Consider the following 17,582-nt stretch of genomic DNA (forward strand, 5'->3'; position numbering starts at 1 on the left):
CACCGCCGATACCCGTCGCGATTCCACCGAACGAACGATGTAAAATACACAGCTACATTACAGCATCGCGCGTATCTCCCGGGACGAACACGCGATGGATCGTCACCCACTCCTGATCTTCCTCGGATCGCTCATCGCGCTCTCGAGTGCGTTCGTGGCCGTCTCGCAGTTCGTCGGCGTGAGCATGATCGCCCTCGCGCCCGCGTACATGTTCACGCCGATGCTCGCCGGTATCCTCACGTGTATCGTCGCGACACCGTCGTTCGAACGGGCGGGCCTTCGGTTCCCGTGGAACGAGTATCGATGGCTCGCCGTCGCCGCCGTCGCGCCGATCGTCCTGATACTGATCGGTACCGGCCTCTCGATACTCCTTCCCGGCGTCGAGTTCGTCCCCGACGCGAACCCGCTCACCGGCGAGGGAACGGAGTTCGCGCCCGAAGGGGGTGACGCGGACGCCCCCGTCGGTCCGTCGCTCCCGGAGTGGCCGCTCAACCTTCTGATCACAGTCGTCGCCGCGCTCGTTTTCGGCGCGACGATCAACGCCGTCTTCGCGTTCGGCGAGGAGTTCGGCTGGCGGGGCGTCCTCCTCACGGAACTCGCCCCGCTCGGTTTCTGGGGCGCGTCGGCGATCATCGGCGTCCTCTGGGGGCTCTGGCACGCGCCGGTCATCCTCGAGGGGTACAACTATCCGAACAACCCGGTCCTCGGCGTCGCCGTTATGACCGCCGCCACGCTCACGATGTCACCGGTGTACACCTACGTCACGGTCCGCGCCAGATCCGTCCTCGCACCGACGGTCTTCCACGGGACGTTCAACGCCTTCGCCGCGACCATGTTCGTCTTCGCACAGGGCGGGTCGGAACTGATCGTCAACCCCGTCGGCGCGGTGGGCATCTTGGTGTTCGCGGCCGTGGCCGTCGTTATCGCCGTCACCGGTGCGCCCGACCTCGAGCGCGACTGGGCACTCGAGGACGACGCCACGGGCGGGCCTCGAGCGGATTCCGACGCCGAATCGGTCGACGTTGACGTCGAATCGGGCGAACACGACGTGTAGTCCCGGGCCTGACCCGACCTCGACCGGCATCATCGCTGAAGTGAGTACTGGAAACCCAACCCAGTGTCCGAACCCTGCTACTGAATAACCTGCCACCATGCGGAGCTACACATGGTCGTACAACTCACCACCAACTGCGACTGTGGTACCGACGTTCGTACGAAGCGGACCGACGGCACGGTGATCTGCCCCCACTGGGAGTCATACGGATTGCTGTAACGATTTACCGGCGCAACCGCGACCCGGGCGGCGGTTGCGCCGGAAATGACTTACAGTAAACCGTATCAGTGCTCGAGACGACGGTCATCGAACTCGAGAACGATCAGGATGCATCCAGCACTCGCTACGGCACTCCGGACCGCTCGGGGTGGCAGTGATCGAGGAAAGCGGGTGACTGGCCGTTGGCTGCCATCACATCCTCTCGCTTTTAGTGCTGTTCAGATCACACGGGAAGGGATGACGTAGGCGTCTTCTGACAGCATTGATTACACTGACTTCTCCAGCGAACATCCAGACACGTAGGGCAGTTTATTGAACGTTGAACGGTCTATCAGCATTGAACGGCGTTCAGAATATCGTGCAAATATGGCGTATATCTTGTCCGGACGTGGATACCGTCAGGAACGCTGTCCTTGGGCTTGACAGCGATTAGAGGGGTTGTTCTGTTAGTGCGATTCGTGGATGTGGTCGCGCAGCGACTCTGTATCGTCGAACTCCTCGCTGCAGACTCCACAGGTGTGGTGGTGGAGCGGAAGGTGTTGGGTTAGTCCCGCTGCCGATTCGAACTCTTCGTCGCACGTTGAACATTTGACTGCCATTGCGTTGTTAACGTGGACGCGACACCATAAAAAGGATTGTTAAGACAGCGCGAAAAATCCCGACATAACGTATTAACTTCGATACGTGGGTTCTCATCATACGGGCGTTATAGTGCCCACTGCAAGTCATTGTACACCCGATCGCCAGACGAGTCGGCGATCAGTGTGTAAATCGTTGCAGTTGTTACTGAAGAGAGGGCGCGAATGTTGCACGGACTGAGGGGCAATAGACGCGGAAGGCTGAACGCTCAGGACGGGAGAAGCAGGTAACGGAGGTGTGTTTGATTCCTCCATAGCCGACAATAATAGTCAAATTGTTCAATTATGATGAAACAGTTAATACATTCGACCACGAATTCACCCCGGGCGTTCGTTAGACAGGAAATGTGTGGTCGGCGCTGTGAGTGTTGTAATGAATGCTCGCCAAAGGAGGGAGGATCCATGACAGACACAACGCCGGAAAGCGACGAAGAGACAGAACCCCACCCGACCGACACTACCGGCAGTACCAAGATCGCCGGGGAGGCGAAAGAATTGCGCTTCCGGTCGGACGATGAAGAGTGCGCCGCCTCGCTGTATCGTCCCGACGGCCCCACCGAGGTCGACATACCCTGTGTCGTGATGGGCAATGGCTTCAGCCTGACTCGCCGCGACGGGCTCCCCTACTTCGCCGAACGCTTCGCAGCCGCGGGAATCGCGACGCTGACGTTCGACTTCCGTCATCTCGGGGACAGCGATGGCGAGCCCCGTCAGTTGATCGACTACCAGCGCCAGCGCGCCGACCTCACCGCCGCCATAGACTTCGCACGATCGCTCGAGGGAATCGACGCCGACCGGATCGCGACGTGGGGGTTCTCGTTCGGCGGTGGACACGCCGTCCACGTCGCCGCAAACGACGACCGGGTGGCAGCGGCTGTCTCGATGTTCCCGATTATCGACGGATTGGCGGCGGCACGAGAGTACGGGCTGCGCACCAACGCGCGGCTAATAGCCGCAGCAGCACGCGCCGCGATGGGCCGTCGGCCGCTGCGGATGCGCGTGACCGGGCCGCCCGGGTCGCCGGCCGTGTTGAACCAGCCGGAGGCGGAACCCGGCTTCGCCGCCGTGTGTGCGGAGGACTCCACTTGGCGTAACGAGTTCCTCGCGAAGCCGAGCCAGCCACTCGCGGAGATCCGCCCGGTGCACGACGTCCCAAACGTGGGTTGCCCGCTGTTGTTCTGTCTCGGCACCAAGGACACGATAGCGCCAGTCGGGCCGATCGAACGAGCTGCCGACCGAGCACCCCGCGGCGAGTTACGCCGTTACCCTGTCGGCCACTTCGACGGGTTCCTCGATGCGTTCGAGGAGGTGGTTGGCGACCAGATCGAGTTCCTCAACCGCCACCTCACAGTGTCGCCCTCGGCCTGATCGATCGCCGACACAGTAACATCGCAGCACGAACGATCGGTCTCTGCTGACTACAGGGCGCGAATGTCCCACGGCAACGTAGTGGCGCTTCAGGTATGAACTGATAGAGGTGACTTAGGACCGCTGTAGTGCAAAGATCTAGCGATTTGCGGCTGAATCTCCACTACCCAAACAAAGTTCGGTGCTGCATATTGGATTCTACCGTCCGACGGACAACGGCTGTATTTTACCCCATCGAATAGATACGTCTCGTCGGCTCGTCGAGCACCTCATCGGGACCGTTCAGGATAGTTCGGATTCGCACTTAGTTAACAACTGAATTCAGAAATTTACTACGTGTTGCCAACTCCTATCTGTTATTACACAATCCTGTTCCGGATACTAACAGGGCTTATACTCTCCAAAACCCACGTTCCAGACGGAATGTGTCACTGCTTCGAATCCGTCGACGACCTCTCGGAAAGCGAGCGAAAAGAAATCGTCACTGAACACAGCACGGACGAACTCCGTGCCGAGTATTCGAGTGAAGAACTCGAAAAGCTCGGTATCGCAGCTTGAGCTAGCCACGACTAAACACAGTAGCCACTGCACGTCAGCCCACACCCGATCGCCAGCCGAGTCGGCGATGGGTGTGTAAATCGTTGCAGTTGTTACTACAGTAGTTGCTGAAGTAGCCAAGCGACGATTGTTGTCTCGGTCGTTATCTCGATACGGTCGAGACAACCGAGGCAACTACTGTAACGCCGTAGGTTTTCTCCAGTGTCTCGTATAACCAGAGAGATCGTCCGAACACTCCTCACACTCGAGCCGACAGTTTATATCCGATGGCGAGGCACGACTCCGTCAACGCTATGGCCGACCGACGATGAGTACGGGGAGAGTCATGGACTGGCGCTCGATCTTCGGTCACGCCCGACCCTACGACCAGCAGGTCGATGGTATCGAGACCGTCCTCGAGACGGCTCGAGACGGCGGCTACACGGTCGTCGAGGGTGCCTGTGGGACCGGAAAGACGATGATCGCGCTCACCGCCGGCATCGATCTCGTGCGCGATCCCGAGACGGACTACGAGCGCGTCTTCGTCCTCACGAGCGTCAAACAGCAACTGCGCCAGTTCGAGGCCGACCTCGAGACGATAAACGAGAACCTGCCAGGCGGCTGGGATCCGGTGTCCGGACTCACGCTCGTCGGCAAGGCGGACGTCTGTCCGTACAACCGCGAGGGTGCGGGCGGGATCGACGACGGAAACGTCTACGACCGGTGTGAGACGCTTCGGGACCGGACGCGGGACCTCTCCGGTGAGGGCGGGGAGACGACCGCGGCCAGCCTGGCCGCGGGGGCCCGCAGCCAGCAGATCGGACTGGCCGACAGCGGGGATCGTGGCGGCGGCGCGAACTTCCTCGAGACCGCGGGCGAACCGACGCCGTACCCGCCCGATCTGCCGACGTACAGCGACGGCGGAGCCGCCGGGGTCGAAACCGAGTACTGTCCGTTCTACGCGCAGTACCTCGAGGATCTCCCGGAGGAGGGGAGCGAGGGCGACGCGGCCGAGGCTGTCCCGTTCGATTTTACCGGTGCCGGAATGGTCACGCCGGAGGACCTCGTCGCCCGCTCGATACGTCACGGTACCTGTCCACACTCGGTGATGGGTGCCCTCCTCGGACACGCCGAGGTCGTCGTCGGCAACTACTACCACGCCTTCGACCCCCGAACCGTCGGCTCCTTTACCGGCGCGTTGCTCGACGAGTCGACGTTCGTCGTCTGCGACGAAGCGCACATGCTCGAGCCCCGCGTTCGCGATCTGGTCAGCGACGGGATCGCCGACGCGACGCTTCGGGACGCCGAAACCGAACTCTCGCGGGTGATCCAGCCGGTGAAGTTCGAACGCGAGGGTCGCCAGGCCGAGGGCGGGTCGAAGACCGCCGACGCCGACCTCGTGCGAGCCGAACTGAACGATACCGACGTCTCCTACGAGGACCTCAACCGTACACTCGAGTTCCTCCGGGATATCCGGGGCGAACTCGATCGACGGGTGACCGCCCACCTCGACCGAAACCACGGGGCGTGGAAGTCGGATCTCACCGACCTCTCGGACGACGAAATCCCTCTTCGCGATCCGGCCCAACCCGCCGAGGACGACCTCACGGCGTGGGCGCGCGAGGCGGGCTACGGCGACGCGGACTGGGTTCGAGCCGAGGCCGTCGGAGCCGTCGCCGCCCGGATCCTGAACGAAGCCGAAGACGAAGAGCGGACGCGGGCCGCGCCGTCGGTCGGCCGCGTCCTCGGCGAGTGGTACCGGTGTGGACACACCGACTACTTTCGCGAGATCGAACTCGAGCGGACGTGGAACGAGACCGAACCGGCCGACTCGTGGCGACGCGCCTACACCGCTCGCCTCGCCCTTCACAACTGCGTCCCGAGCGACGCCATCGGGTCACGACTCGCTGCTTTCGGCGGCGGAATCCTGATGAGTGCGACCCTCGAGCCGATGGACGCGTTTACCGAGGTGACGGGACTGGAGTATCTCGACCGCGAGGAAGATCGGCCGGTGGTTACGCGCCGCTACGGGCTGCACTTCCCAGAGGAGAACCGGGAGAGCTTCGCGGTCGCCGCGCCGAAGTTCACCTACGAAAACCGGGGGCCGCCGGGAGGCGGAGCCTCGAGCCCGGGAGACGGGAGTTCGACACGGGGTGACGAGAACTCCACGCGAGCTCACTACGTCGACGCCGTCTCCCGGGTCGGTCGCCTTCCCGGGAACGTCCTCGTCGGAATGCCGAGTTACGCGGAAGCGGAGTGGATCGCCGGGGCCCTCGAGGATTGCCTCGAGAAACCCGTCTTGCTCGACGCCTCGAGCGGCGACGAGGCCACGGAGGCGCTCAAATCCCAGTTCTTCGACGGTGAGGGGAAGGTCCTCGTCACGAGCCTCCGCGGGACGCTCACCGAGGGGGTCGATTACAGCGGCGACAGACTCTCGGCAGCGGTCGTCTGTGGCGTTCCGATCGTCAACACCGCGAGCCCCCGAACGAAGGCCGTCCGTCGAGCGTACGACGACGAGTTCGAGGACGGGTTCACCTACGCGCTGTTGATCCCTGCGGTCAGAAAGGCGCGCCAGGCGGTCGGCCGGGTCATCCGCTCTCCCGAGGACGTCGGCGTCCGCGTCCTGCTGGACGAACGCTACGCTCGTGAGAGCTGGGACTCGGTCCGACCGTACCTGCCCGACGACGGCGAGTTCCAGCCCGTGAGTCCGGACATGCTCGAACTGGGCCTCGATCGGTTCCGATCGAAACTCGAGCCGGAATACTCGCCGTAGCTCCCTTCGGAACGGGTGGATTCGGACGGTCCACGACGTCGTTTTCCTCACCCGACGAACCGACGTCGTTTTCCTCACCCGACGAACCGACGTCGTTTTCCTCACCCGACGAACCGACGTCGTTTTCCTCACCCGGCGAACCGACGTCGTTTTCCTCACCCGACGAACCGACGTCGTCTTCCCCGTCCCGGCGAACCGCCGTCGTCACTCCGTGACCGCCACCGTCTCCGTTCGCGTCGTCGCCGTCTCGACGTACAACGAGTACAGCAGGATCCCGAATCCGCCCGCGACGAACGAACTCTGGATCGCGACGCCGAGTGCCACGTTCCCCTCGAGGAGGTGTACGACGCCGCCGACGACGGAGCCGACGACGATGAACACGAATCCGGCAGCGACCGCCTTGAGGGATCGCGATCCGGTTCTCCGATACGCCCTGTAGGAAAACGTCGCTACGGCACCGCCCGTCAGCAGCGTTGCGGTGTTGGCGACCGCGATGATTAGCGTATACTCGTCCATGGGTCTCACCGGATCGGTCGCGATCCGATCTCGAGCGGCCGGAACTCGATTGGATCGATCGACTCGATACCGGTCGATTCGCGGTCCGGATCCTTCAGTAACGACCGTCCTTCTCACTCGAGGGGAACCACGATGAATATGTTCGGCAAACGTCGTCCGGGAGAGAAAATCGTTCGTCAGATCCGGTGTCGACAGTTCCAGTACGACCGGCTGGTAGTTCCAGAACGTCCAGATTGTCCCGATATCACGCCGCAGACCGGAACGGGAGACCGCATCAGTCCTGTTCGTACGTTCGCCCCGTCTCTACGGCGACGCCGTGATGTCGTCTGTCGTCGATCGGCTCGATCGAAAACCCGAGGGACTCGTAGAACGGCCGGACCCGATCGTCGAACCGGACCGTTAGCCGCCCTTCGCGCTCGAGCGCTCGCTCGACCAGCGCGCGACCGATTCCGCGATTCCGGTGGCGACGGCGAACGCCGACAGCGGAAACGTGTGCGCCCGTCTCCTCGACGACTGGCTCGAGGACGAGCGCTCCGAGGATCCGCTCGGACCCGCCGGCGGAATTCGGCCCACCAGTCGGCTGCGAGCCCGAACTCGAGCGCTCGCTCGTGGTGGATCGTCCCCGACGGTCCCCCGCCACGAGGACGTCGTCGGCTGCGATTCGACCCTCGATGTCCCCCGGCTCGAGCATCGCAGCGTCGAGGATGCGTCTCACCTCGAGGGCGTCGTCGTCAGTCGCGGTTCGAACGTAGGGTGACATCGCAGCGTAAACGGGGTAGGACGCGGATCGGCAAAACGGCGGAGCTTTCGACGCCCGATTTCGTGGGTGTCGGTTCCCCGGTTTCGTGGGTATCGTCCCCGCTTTCGTCGCGATCGAACTGGCCTACCCGCCTTTGATGAGTCTGAGGACGGTGACGTGATCGCTTTCGACCGGTTGATCTTCTGGAACCGGGCGGCCGTCGACGAGAACGCTCACCTCGTGGGGGCTGAGGCCGACCTCGGCGAGGAGACTCGCGTACGTTGGCGGAGACCCGTCCGTCCGCTCGAGTTCGAGTTCGTGGGTGTCTTCGCCCTTGACGTCGACGGTGACCCGCATACCAGCAGTTACGAGAGGACGAACTTGAGCGCGTCGCTCGCGGCGTGCTCGGGATACTTCCCAACCGATCAGTCAGCCGATGGCTCCTCCGGGCCGACGCCGCCCCGCGGATCCCGCTCTCGTCTCCGTACCGATTGCCGACGAGCGTAGAGGCCTCGAGCGAGCGCCCCGAGTCCGAGCAGGAGGACGAGCAGGTTGATCAGGCTCCCGAAATAGGGAATCTGGACGACGAGGGCACCGGCGACCAACCCGACGACGAGCGCGACCCAGCGATTGTGCACGTCGACGAGCGAGAGGACCCACGCCGCGACGGCGAAGCGACCGTAAACGATCGCGATCCAGATCGCCAGGGCGAACGCGAACCCGCCGACGAACGAGATCGGAAGCCCGACGATCGTGACCGCAATCGCGACCAACAAAACGGGGACACCGACGAGGGCTCCGAGGCCGACGAGCCCGGTTCGCAGGGGATCGTTCGCCACGTGATCGGCGACGCCGCCTGAGAAGCGAGGAAAGACGAGCAACAACGCCGCGCCGAGAACCAGATTCAGTGCGAGAACGTAAGCCGAGAACAGCCAGGAGAAGACCGTTTCGAACCCCGTCTCGTCCCCCCAGCCCCACGTCGTCTCCTGACGAATCTCGCCGGCGACCGCGTCGGTGTTCCCCTCCAACGTGCCGCCGTACCGGAGGTCGCCGGCGATAGCGGCGTCGTCCCCGAGCCGAATCGTCTCCGCACCGACCGCCGCGTTGCCGTCGACGGTTCCGTCGATCACGACGGTCCCCGCGCCGGCCGAGAGGTCTCCTCCGACAGTCCCGTCTTCCTCGATCGAGAGCGTTCCAGTCGCGGCCTCGAGATCGCCGTCGACGTTCCCGGCGACGGTGGCGCTCCCGCCGACCGCCTCGAGGTCGCCGCCGACGTCGCCGTCGATCCGGACGTCGCCCCCGACGGCGCTTACGTCACCCGTGACGGTTCCCTCGACGACCACCGTCCCCGCGAACGCTTCGAGTTCGTCGATCGTTTCGCCCTCCTCGACGACGACCGTCCCGCCGACCTGCGATTCCGACTGGGCAACCGCGGTTCCGGGGACTGCGACACAGAACACGAGCGCGAACGCGAGGAGCAGGGCCGTTCGCCGGCCTCGAGCGGTCCCGATGTCCATACGCTTTCTCCCTCGAGCAACGCCAAAAACGTGACACACAGGTATCAGGATATAGAACGGTTCGGTTGCGCGATTCTGTCACCGAGGGGACGCTCGCCTTCGGTCGATTTATTTTCCGTCCGCTCGTTGGACGGGTATGAGCGAGGCCGACGCCGAGGCGGTAGAACCGACTCCCGGCAAGACCGAAGTCTGGATCGAGAAGTACCGGCCGGAGCGCCTCGACGAGGTCAAGGGCCACGAGAACATCGTTCCCCGCCTCGAGCGGTACGTGGAACAGGACGACCTCCCCCACCTCATGTTTGCGGGGCCGGCCGGAACGGGAAAAACCACCACAGCCCAGGCCATCGCCCGCGAGGTGTACGACGACGATTGGCGTGAGAACTTCCTCGAGCTCAACGCCTCCGACCAGCGCGGGATCGACGTCGTCCGGGATCGAATCAAGGACTTCGCGCGCTCGTCGTTCGGCGGCTACGACCACCGCATCATCTTCCTGGACGAGGCCGACGCACTCACTTCCGACGCCCAGTCGGCGCTCCGACGGACGATGGAGCAGTTCTCGAACAACACCCGATTCATCCTCTCGTGTAACTACTCGAGTCAGATCATCGACCCGATCCAGTCTCGGTGTGCCGTTTTCCGGTTCACCCAGCTCTCCGAGGATGCGATCGACGCCCAGATCCGAGAGATCGCGACGACCGAGGACATCGAGGTGACCGACGACGGCGTCGACGCGCTCGTCTACGCGGCCGACGGCGACATGCGCAAGGCGATCAACGGCCTGCAGGCCGCCGCCGTCATGGGCGAAACCGTCGACGAGGAGACCGTCTTCGCGATCACCGCGACTGCCCGGCCCGAAGAGGTCGAGGCGATGGTAAACCACGCCATCGACGGCGACTTCACCGCCGCCCGCGCCGCGCTCGAGGATCTGCTTACGGATCGCGGACTTGCTGGCGGCGACGTGATCGATCAGCTTCACCGTTCGGCCTGGGAGTTCGACCTCCCCGAGCAGGCGACGGTGCGACTGCTCGAGCGACTCGGCGAGGTCGACTACCGCATCACGGAGGGGGCAAGCGAACGGTTGCAACTCGAGGCGATGCTGGCCTCACTTGCGCTCGAGGGCGCCCCGTCCGAAACTGACTGACCGAGACGGCGTCCGACCGGGCTGATCGGTCACTCTTCAGTCGTGTCCGACCGAGCTGATCAGTCACTTTCAGTCGGCCTGATCGAGCCGATCAGTCACTCTTCAACCGCGTCGACGTCGCGCTCTGATCGTTCTCCCCGTTCCGATCGCTCTCCCCGTTCCGGTTCGGCTCGTGCGCTCTCGCTCAGCCGGTCGATACATTCCAGGAGCCGATCCTGTGCGCTCTCGACCTCTTCGAAGTGTTCCTCGTCGCCGGTCGCTTCCGCCAGTTCGAGGAAGCCACGGGCCACGTTCAGCGGCCGGCGGACCTCGTCGTCGATCAGTTCGGCGATCGTCTCCAGTCGCGTTTCGGCCGCGGCCAACTCCCGTTCGCGACGGCGTCTCGGCGTGACGTCCCTGTAGACGATCACCCCCTCGGGATCCCTGTCGGCTTCGCCACCTCGGCCGTTCGCCGTCTCGAGTGGGGTCACGAGGAGTCGGAACTCTCGGAGCCCGTTTGCGGTTTCGACGTCGGCGGTGTATCGACGGCGCTCGCCTCGTTGGATCGCCTCGAGCAGCGTCGGCTCCGGCGCATCTGGATTCGCTCCGGCCACGAGTTCGTCTGGAGACGCGTCGAGGATCGTCTCGCGCTCGACGTCGAAGACGTCGACGAGACACTCCGTGACGTTCCGGACGACCGGTCGTCCGTCGTCGATTTCGTACCGCACGGCCGGAACCGGGAGCCGCTCGAACGCGACTCGAGCGCGATCCCGTTCGGTTTCGAGTCGATCTCGTTTTGTGTGGAGTTGCTCCCGTTGTGCGACGAGCCGATCCCGTTCGGCCTCGAGTCGATCCAGTTCCGAAGCGAGCCGATCTCGTTCCGCCTGAAGTTCGGTTCTGTCGTCCACCAGCTGGTCCCGCCGTTCCTGAAGCTTTCCCCGCTCTCGGCGCAGTCGATCGCGCTCGCTTGCGAGCTGTGATTCGGTTTCGATCCGCTCGAGGGTCGCTCCGGCGCAGCGACCGTACGCCGCGAGGAGGTCACAGTCACGGCCGTCGAACGTCCCCGGCTGCTCGTCGGCGACGCAAAGAACGCCGGCGTCGCCGATCGGAACGCAACACGCCGACCGCTGTCTCTCGTCGATCGGCAACTCGTCGCTCTCGCGATCCTCGAGCAGAATCGGCTCGCCGCTCTCGAGTACCGTCTCGAGGGGGCCGTCGCGAGAGACGCCGTCGACGTCGTCGGGAACGGCCGCCGTCCGCGCTCGAGTCGTGAACGTCCCGAAGTGGACCGTCGACAGCCAGCAGTAATCGGTCTCGAAGGCCCCCGAAACGTCGTGGACGAGCAACTCGAAGAGTCGATCGCGCTCGCGCTCGAACGCTACCGTTGCCAGCGACTCGAGGAGCCGGTCTGCCGGTTCGGCGTCCGCTACGGACCGCTCGCCGGGCATCGCGATCGGATCGGCGTCGGATTCGTCCCCGCGGTCGTCGCCACAGACCCATTCGATCTCGTCTGCGAGGTGTTCGAGGGCGTCTTCGGTGTCCCGTCTGACGTAGCCGTCGACTCCGTCGGTCGCCCGTGCGGCGGTTGGCGCGTACGATGCGTCGGTAAAGAGGACGACTGGCGTCGAACCGCACGCGTCGGCGACTTCGAGCAGGTTCGACCCTGCATCGGTCGTCGGCGTCTCGGCGAAGACGACGCAATCGGCGTCCGGTGCCCAGTCGCGAAGGCGATCGACATCGTTCGTCGACAGCGACGCGATCGTTCGGTCGGGACCCGAGGGGAGGTCCTCGAGCGCGGCCGCGTCGCGGGCGGTGGCGTCGCTTGCGGTGAGATAGAGGACGGTACGCGGGCGTGATCGTGGCGGCTCGTTCATGGCGATGCGGATCTTCTATCCGAATCTGTTCCGCCACCCCGATAAATGTGCATCCGAAACGATTGCTGTCTGACGAGATTCGTGACGGCCGTTCGTCAGCTATCGCACCGATTCTTCCGCGGATTTATTCCTCGCCACGCGAACCCACGGACATGGATTCGACGGGCCGAATTCGCATCGCACGAGCGACGGATGCAGCCGCCGTTCGGGAGATATACGCCCCCTACTGCGAATCGACGCCGATCACATTCGAGGAGACCGCCCCGAGCGAAGCTGAACTGGCCGATCGGATCGAGTCGACCCTCGAGACGTACCCGTGGCTCGTTTGCGAGCGCGACGGCGCGGTCGTCGGCTACGCCTACGCGAGCCGGTTACGATCTCGTCGCGCCTACCAGTGGGTCGTCGAACTCTCCGTCTACGTGGCCGACGACGCCCGCGAATCGGGCGTCGGAACCGGCCTCTACGAGTCGCTGTTCGCGATCCTCGAGCACCAGGGCGTTCGCGACGCCTACGCGGTAACGACGGTTCCCAACCCTGGGACGGTCCGGTTTCACGAGCGGCTGGGGTTCGAGCGCCTGGTGGAGTTTCCCGCGATCGGACACACGGACGGCGACTGGCGGGACGTCGCCTGGTGGCGTCGACCGATTACCGAAAAGACGGCCGATCCGGATCCGATCGCACCGGTTTCGAAACTCCGTACGAAGCCGGGGTGGAAATCCATCCTCAGAACCGGGGAATCCGCACTCGAGCCGTTCGATTGATGCTGAGTAGGTTCGAGCCGATCGTTCGAAGCCGATTAGTGCGCCCGTCGTCGAATACGCGGTGTGAACTACCCGAACTGGGGAACCTACCTCGTCACGCAGGAGTCGCTCTCGAGGGGGCGATCGACCGGTCGGATCGTTCGGGAGGCCGTCGCCGGCGGGATCGACGTCGTCCAGCTCCGGGAGAAAGACACCGACGCTCGGTTTCGGTACGAGTTGGGGCTGGAATTACGTGAGATAACGGCGGAGGCGGGCGTCGATCTGATCGTCAACGACCGAGTCGACATCGCCGATGCGATCGACGCCGACGGCGTCCACGTCGGCCAGTCGGACCTCCCGGTCGCGGTCGCCCGGGACCTGCTCGGTTCGGATGCGATCGTCGGCTGTTCGACGTCGACAGTCGAGCAGGCCGAACGCGCCGAAGCCGACGGCGCGGACTACCTCGGCGTCGGCACGATATACGGCACCACCTCGAAGGACGTCGCATCGGAGAAAGACGGCGTCGGCCCAGAACGAGTGGCCGCGATCGCCGACGCCGTGTCGATTCCGATCGTCGGAATCGGCGGCGTGACAGTTGACAACGCGACCCCGGTCGTCGAAGCCGGCGCGGCCGGCGTCGCCGTCATCTCGGAGATCACGACGGCCGACGATCCGCGAGCCGCGGCCGCGGGCCTCGTGGAGGCCGTCGAAACCGGGAAGCAACTCGGGAGCGAACGTCACGACGAATGAGTGACTCCATCGACGTTACGCCGGACGAACTCGGAGCATCGCTTCGGTCGATCGCCGAGACGGAGCCGCTGGTCCAGTCGGTGACCAACGAGGTGACGATGAACGACGTGGCGAACCTGATTCTCCACTGGGGTGCTCTTCCGGTGATGGCCGACTCTCCCGGTGACGCCGAAGAGATGGCGGATATCGCGAGCGCGCTCCTGATCAACATCGGCCAGATTCCGGAGACGAAAGTCGAAGCGGCGCTCGAGGCCGGTTCTCGAGGCTCCGATCGTGGAGTTCCGATCGTCCTCGATCCCGTCGGTGTCGGTGCGACGCCGTCGCGCGATTCGGTCGCAAAGCGGCTCCTCTCGGACCTCGACTTTTCGATAATCAAGGGAAACTACGGCGAAATCAGCGCCCTCGCCGGTGTCGAAGCCGAAGTAAAAGGAGTCGAATCCGTCGGCGACTACGAGGAGATCGAACGGACCGCCCGCTCGCTCGCCGATTCGACCGGGGCGACCGTCGTGGCCTCCGGCGTCGAGGACATCGTCGCCGACTCCGATAGCGCCTACCGACTTACTGCCGGCCACGGGATGCTCGGCGAAATCGTCGGCACCGGCTGTATGCTCGGCGGGACGCTCGCGGTGTTCGACGCGGCCCTCGAGGACAGCCACGCGGCGGCCCTTCAGGGCACGCTCGCGTTCGACGTCGCGGGCGAACGGGCGACCGAGTTGCCACACGACGGCCCGGCGAGCTACCGGACGAACTTCCACGACACCGTCGCCGGATTCACTCCCGAGGCCGTGGACGATCTCGACCTCTCCGAACGGGTCGAACGCGTCGTGTGATACTGTCGGACAGAAGTCAGTGAGACGTCGATCGCGAATTCGCGGCCGTCGCCGTCGGAGACGGCCGCAGGAGAGCGACCGATCTTCAAATAGTTCTGTCCGACGGTACGAGACGGATGTGTCACCGGTTTCTGGCGTAGCCGATCAACAGACCGGCTTCGGGTTCGCGCCCATCGCCTCCAGATTCTCGACGTACTCGCCGTAGGCGGCTTCGATCGCACCCGTCGCCGCCGCGAGCGCGTGCTTTCGATCGTCTTCGTCCGCACACACCTCCGCTACGAGCTCCGTCGCCCGCTCGAGTTGCCCGTCCAGATCGTCGCCGAATTCGCGGAAGACGCCGGCGGTCTGTGGGTCGGCGTCGCCGACGAAATAGCCGACGACCTGCTCTTTCGAGCGTTTGCTCGCGAGGATACGTCCGACGAACGCGCCGACGCGTTCGTTCGTCGACTCGAGTCCACGCAGGTACTCGTGTAGCGCCGGTACTTGCTGGGGCTCGTATTCGTCGCCGAGGTGATCGACGACGGTCTCGAAGTGGTCCAGTTCTTCCGCCGCGGTGATCTCGAACGCCTCGCGTGCGCCCTCGTGGGGTTCGTCGTTCGCCCACTGCTCGAACGTTTTCCGTGCGGCGTGTTCGGCGTCCGCAGTCGCCTCGAGTACCGGTTCCGTTTCGATGTCCCCGCCGGTGTCGGCGTACAGCGACTTCGACGAACCGAGTCTCGAGAGGGCTGTCTGGTTCTCCTCGCGGACGGTTTCGACGAAGGCGTCGGCGTCGGTCATGCAGGTTCGTTCGCGGGGACTCGAGTTAGACCTGTCGTCGCGGGTGGGCCGGCGTTACCAGCGATGGTGAACGTGATCGGAGACGAACTCCTCGTAGACGTCCCTGACCGCGCCGTGGACGCGATTCGGCAACCTCTCGAGATCCGAGACGGCCGCGTTGCTCCGGACGTGGTCCGGCGAGGTCGTTCCCGGAATGACGGTCGAGACAGCCTCGTGGTCGAGAATCCACCGGAGCGTGAGATCTGCGAGCGTCAGGCCGGCTGGGACGTGGGACTCGAGAGCGTCGACGGCGTCGTGGCCCGTCTCGTAGGGGACGCCGGCGAACGTCTCGCCGACGTCGAACGCCTCCCCCTCGCGGTTGAAGTTGCGGTGGTCGTCCTCGGCGAACGTCTGGTCGCGCTCGAGCGCGCCGGTCAGCAGTCCCGAGGCGTATGGAACCCGGACGATCACGCCCACGTCTTCCATTCGGGCCCGTTCGAAAAACAGCTCCTTGGGCCGCTGGCGGAACGGATTGAAGATGATCTGGACGGTGTCGACGACGTCGTACTCGATCGCTTTCAGAGCCTCCTCGACTCGTTCGACGCTGACGCCCGCGTGAGCGATCCTCCCCTCGTCGACGAAGCGCTCGAGCGCCTCGAACGTCGATGGCTGGTAGTACGCGTCGGCCGGCGGACAGTGCAACTGGAGGAGGTCGAGCGTCTCCTGACCGAGGTATTCGCGACTCCGGTCGACGAACGGGGCGAGTTCGTCGTACGCGTAGCGATCCGCTTCGTGGGGATCGAGACGACGCCCGGCCTTGGTCGCGACGAAGACGTCGTCCGTCGCGTCTCGTTCCTCGAGGACGTGACCGATGTGGCGCTCGCTGCGCCCGTCGCCGTAGACGTCCGCGGTGTCGAGGAAGTCGATGTCGGCGTCGAGGGCGGCTCGAACGACGTCCCGTCCGGTTTCGTCGGAGACGTCCCCCCATTCGCCGCCGATGTTCCACGTTCCGAGACCGATCTCCGAAACGGCGTGCCCGGTCGAACCGAGCCGTCGGTAGTTCATACGGAAACGTGTTGCTCCGGTGAAATACGCTTTCGGTCCGAGGCAAACGCTCCAGTGGCGGCGTTCCCGCCGACGCGGAATCACCTGACCGGATGGGTGTCCGGCCGGCGTCTCTTCACTTGCAGGCTCCATCACTTTGCCACCGATCGGGGTAGGAGGATTCGATGAACGACGCAACCGAATTCAGATCGCTCGGAATCGGAACGGGACGTCGCCTGTACGAGAACGTGGTGTTCCCGGCGACCACCGAGGAGCTTCTCGAGCGGTTTGGGGACGTCGAGATCACGTACGCACACCGCTCGGACACGTTGCGGGCGGTCCTCGAGACCTCGGGTCACGAAACTTACGAGAGCCGAGACGACCTCGAACTCGCGATCTTGAACGGCGTCAGGCGGGATGCGATCGGTAGACCGCGCTACAGCGACCGTGGTGACAGTCCGAACGACCTCGACGAAGACGTTCGAATGCAACAGTCGTTTTGATCGCCCAGTTTCCCTATGAACACCGGAAACGATCGCGTACACGAGACGCTCGTCGCCCAGCTCGAGCGTCTCTACGCCGTCGAGCGCAGGTTACACGACGAACTCGCGACCCTTTCGGAAGACGTCGCGATCGATACGCTGGACGATCTGCGCGTCCTCGAGTGTCGCGAGCAACTTCAGTACGTCATCGACCGCCATCGAACCGAGACGGATCGACACGTCGAGCGGATCGAACGAGCGTTCGACGCCCTCGAGGAGACGCCGACGACCCGCCGCGTTCCGGAACTCGAGGGACTGTTCGCGGACAAAGAGACGTTCAACAACGTCGTGTTGAACGACGGGCTTCGTCCGCTTTACTACATCGAGACGATACTGAAACTCGAAGCGCTCGAGTGTACGATCTACGGACGAACGGTCGATATCGCCGACGAACTCGAAGAGGGCGAGACGGTAGTCGACGTTCTCGAGGAGAGTTACGCCGACGCACGAGAGCGACGGACGGATATCGAATCGCTGGCCGACGGTGATGCGGTTCTGTCCCTGCTGACCGCGAGCATCCAACAGGACGGGAGACGAACGGGATCCGACCGACTGCGGTGATTAC

Annotated in this window: 18 protein-coding genes; 10 read left to right on the plus strand and 8 right to left on the minus strand. The window is 64.1% G+C overall.

Annotation, left to right across the window (positions count from 1 at the left end; translation table 11 throughout):
• Nucleotides 1-94 precede the first annotated feature (94 nt).
• The gene (locus EA473_RS10960) at nucleotides 95-1,054 is read left to right on the plus strand and encodes a CPBP family intramembrane glutamic endopeptidase (RefSeq protein WP_124195707.1); all 960 of its coding nucleotides are present in this window, start codon (nucleotides 95-97) and stop codon (nucleotides 1,052-1,054) included.
• A gap of 665 nt (nucleotides 1,055-1,719) precedes the next feature.
• On the opposite strand, the gene EA473_RS22270 is transcribed toward EA473_RS10960, so the two are convergent.
• A complete protein-coding gene (locus EA473_RS22270; protein ID WP_165875263.1) occupies nucleotides 1,720-1,872 on the minus strand; it encodes a C2H2-type zinc finger protein in 153 nt (50 codons plus the stop codon).
• Between the two features lie 441 nt (nucleotides 1,873-2,313).
• Here EA473_RS22270 and EA473_RS10965 point away from each other — a divergent pair, with 441 nt between their 5' ends.
• The 3 genes from EA473_RS10965 (at nucleotide 2,314) to EA473_RS10970 (ending at nucleotide 6,589) form a co-directional block, all read left to right on the plus strand.
• Entirely contained in the window at nucleotides 2,314-3,279 is a 966-nt protein-coding gene (locus EA473_RS10965) for an alpha/beta hydrolase (protein ID WP_124195708.1), read from the plus strand.
• Nucleotides 3,280-3,702: 423 nt separating this feature from the next.
• On the plus strand, nucleotides 3,703-3,837 hold the full coding sequence (locus EA473_RS23070) for a hypothetical protein (RefSeq protein WP_279387658.1): 135 nt from the start codon (nucleotides 3,703-3,705) through the stop codon (nucleotides 3,835-3,837).
• A gap of 307 nt (nucleotides 3,838-4,144) precedes the next feature.
• Complete coding sequence (locus tag EA473_RS10970) at nucleotides 4,145-6,589, plus strand: ATP-dependent DNA helicase (RefSeq protein ID WP_124195709.1); 2,445 nt, start codon at nucleotides 4,145-4,147, stop codon at nucleotides 6,587-6,589.
• Between the two features lie 204 nt (nucleotides 6,590-6,793).
• On the opposite strand, the gene EA473_RS10975 is transcribed toward EA473_RS10970, so the two are convergent.
• From EA473_RS10975 to EA473_RS10990, 4 genes are all read right to left on the minus strand, one after another.
• A complete protein-coding gene (locus EA473_RS10975; RefSeq protein WP_124195710.1) occupies nucleotides 6,794-7,105 on the minus strand; it encodes a DUF7521 family protein in 312 nt (103 codons plus the stop codon).
• Nucleotides 7,106-7,379: 274 nt separating this feature from the next.
• Entirely contained in the window at nucleotides 7,380-7,865 is a 486-nt protein-coding gene (locus EA473_RS10980; RefSeq protein ID WP_124195711.1) for a GNAT family N-acetyltransferase, read from the minus strand.
• A 123-nt stretch (nucleotides 7,866-7,988) separates the two neighbouring features.
• On the minus strand, nucleotides 7,989-8,201 hold the full coding sequence (samp2, locus tag EA473_RS10985; RefSeq protein WP_124195712.1) for a ubiquitin-like small modifier protein SAMP2: 213 nt from the start codon (nucleotides 8,199-8,201) through the stop codon (nucleotides 7,989-7,991).
• 68 nt (nucleotides 8,202-8,269) lie between these two features.
• On the minus strand, nucleotides 8,270-9,361 hold the full coding sequence (locus EA473_RS10990) for a bactofilin family protein (RefSeq protein WP_124195713.1): 1,092 nt from the start codon (nucleotides 9,359-9,361) through the stop codon (nucleotides 8,270-8,272).
• Between the two features lie 136 nt (nucleotides 9,362-9,497).
• Here EA473_RS10990 and EA473_RS10995 point away from each other — a divergent pair, with 136 nt between their 5' ends.
• The gene (locus tag EA473_RS10995; RefSeq protein ID WP_124195714.1) at nucleotides 9,498-10,502 is read left to right on the plus strand and encodes a replication factor C small subunit; all 1,005 of its coding nucleotides are present in this window, start codon (nucleotides 9,498-9,500) and stop codon (nucleotides 10,500-10,502) included.
• A gap of 95 nt (nucleotides 10,503-10,597) precedes the next feature.
• On the opposite strand, the gene EA473_RS11000 is transcribed toward EA473_RS10995, so the two are convergent.
• Complete coding sequence (locus EA473_RS11000; RefSeq protein ID WP_124195715.1) at nucleotides 10,598-12,355, minus strand: GAF domain-containing protein; 1,758 nt, start codon at nucleotides 12,353-12,355, stop codon at nucleotides 10,598-10,600.
• Nucleotides 12,356-12,507: 152 nt separating this feature from the next.
• On the opposite strand from EA473_RS11000, the gene EA473_RS11005 reads away from it, so the two are divergent.
• From EA473_RS11005 to thiM, 3 genes are all read left to right on the plus strand, one after another.
• Complete coding sequence (locus EA473_RS11005; RefSeq protein ID WP_124195716.1) at nucleotides 12,508-13,116, plus strand: GNAT family N-acetyltransferase; 609 nt, start codon at nucleotides 12,508-12,510, stop codon at nucleotides 13,114-13,116.
• Between the two features lie 63 nt (nucleotides 13,117-13,179).
• Entirely contained in the window at nucleotides 13,180-13,845 is a 666-nt protein-coding gene (gene thiE, locus EA473_RS11010) for a thiamine phosphate synthase (RefSeq protein ID WP_124195717.1), read from the plus strand.
• The gene (gene thiM, locus EA473_RS11015) at nucleotides 13,842-14,675 is read left to right on the plus strand and encodes a hydroxyethylthiazole kinase (RefSeq protein ID WP_124195718.1); all 834 of its coding nucleotides are present in this window, start codon (nucleotides 13,842-13,844) and stop codon (nucleotides 14,673-14,675) included. The genes thiE and thiM overlap by 4 nt, the downstream gene beginning before the upstream one ends.
• Nucleotides 14,676-14,819: 144 nt before the next feature.
• On the opposite strand, the gene EA473_RS11020 is transcribed toward thiM, so the two are convergent.
• A complete protein-coding gene (locus EA473_RS11020; protein WP_124195719.1) occupies nucleotides 14,820-15,452 on the minus strand; it encodes a rubrerythrin family protein in 633 nt (210 codons plus the stop codon).
• A gap of 54 nt (nucleotides 15,453-15,506) precedes the next feature.
• Nucleotides 15,507-16,496, minus strand: coding sequence for an aldo/keto reductase (locus tag EA473_RS11025; protein WP_124195720.1), 990 nt, complete (start codon nucleotides 16,494-16,496; stop codon nucleotides 15,507-15,509).
• A gap of 164 nt (nucleotides 16,497-16,660) precedes the next feature.
• Between EA473_RS11025 and EA473_RS11030 the strand changes: the two genes are divergently transcribed.
• Entirely contained in the window at nucleotides 16,661-16,978 is a 318-nt protein-coding gene (locus tag EA473_RS11030) for a DUF5789 family protein (RefSeq protein WP_124195721.1), read from the plus strand.
• 15 nt (nucleotides 16,979-16,993) lie between these two features.
• Complete coding sequence (locus EA473_RS11035) at nucleotides 16,994-17,578, plus strand: YciE/YciF ferroxidase family protein (RefSeq protein WP_124195722.1); 585 nt, start codon at nucleotides 16,994-16,996, stop codon at nucleotides 17,576-17,578.
• Nucleotides 17,579-17,582: the final 4 nt, after the last annotated feature.

It is taken from the genome of Natrarchaeobius chitinivorans (assembly GCF_003841505.1).
Taxonomy (GTDB): Archaea; Halobacteriota; Halobacteria; order Halobacteriales; family Natrialbaceae; genus Natrarchaeobius; species Natrarchaeobius chitinivorans.

Coding starts and splice junctions, on each gene's coding strand:
- EA473_RS10960 (WP_124195707.1), top strand. CDS start 95: ATGGATCGTCACCCACTCCTGATCTTCCTCGGATCGCTCATCGCGCTC.
- EA473_RS22270 (WP_165875263.1), bottom strand. CDS start 1,872: ATGGCAGTCAAATGTTCAACGTGCGACGAAGAGTTCGAATCGGCAGCG.
- EA473_RS10965 (WP_124195708.1), top strand. CDS start 2,314: ATGACAGACACAACGCCGGAAAGCGACGAAGAGACAGAACCCCACCCG.
- EA473_RS23070 (WP_279387658.1), top strand. CDS start 3,703: ATGTGTCACTGCTTCGAATCCGTCGACGACCTCTCGGAAAGCGAGCGA.
- EA473_RS10970 (WP_124195709.1), top strand. CDS start 4,145: ATGAGTACGGGGAGAGTCATGGACTGGCGCTCGATCTTCGGTCACGCC.
- EA473_RS10975 (WP_124195710.1), bottom strand. CDS start 7,105: ATGGACGAGTATACGCTAATCATCGCGGTCGCCAACACCGCAACGCTG.
- EA473_RS10980 (WP_124195711.1), bottom strand. CDS start 7,865: ATGTCACCCTACGTTCGAACCGCGACTGACGACGACGCCCTCGAGGTG.
- samp2 (WP_124195712.1), bottom strand. CDS start 8,201: ATGCGGGTCACCGTCGACGTCAAGGGCGAAGACACCCACGAACTCGAA.
- EA473_RS10990 (WP_124195713.1), bottom strand. CDS start 9,361: ATGGACATCGGGACCGCTCGAGGCCGGCGAACGGCCCTGCTCCTCGCG.
- EA473_RS10995 (WP_124195714.1), top strand. CDS start 9,498: ATGAGCGAGGCCGACGCCGAGGCGGTAGAACCGACTCCCGGCAAGACC.
- EA473_RS11000 (WP_124195715.1), bottom strand. CDS start 12,355: ATGAACGAGCCGCCACGATCACGCCCGCGTACCGTCCTCTATCTCACC.
- EA473_RS11005 (WP_124195716.1), top strand. CDS start 12,508: ATGGATTCGACGGGCCGAATTCGCATCGCACGAGCGACGGATGCAGCC.
- thiM (WP_124195718.1), top strand. CDS start 13,842: ATGAGTGACTCCATCGACGTTACGCCGGACGAACTCGGAGCATCGCTT.
- EA473_RS11020 (WP_124195719.1), bottom strand. CDS start 15,452: ATGACCGACGCCGACGCCTTCGTCGAAACCGTCCGCGAGGAGAACCAG.
- EA473_RS11025 (WP_124195720.1), bottom strand. CDS start 16,496: ATGAACTACCGACGGCTCGGTTCGACCGGGCACGCCGTTTCGGAGATC.
- EA473_RS11030 (WP_124195721.1), top strand. CDS start 16,661: ATGAACGACGCAACCGAATTCAGATCGCTCGGAATCGGAACGGGACGT.
- EA473_RS11035 (WP_124195722.1), top strand. CDS start 16,994: ATGAACACCGGAAACGATCGCGTACACGAGACGCTCGTCGCCCAGCTC.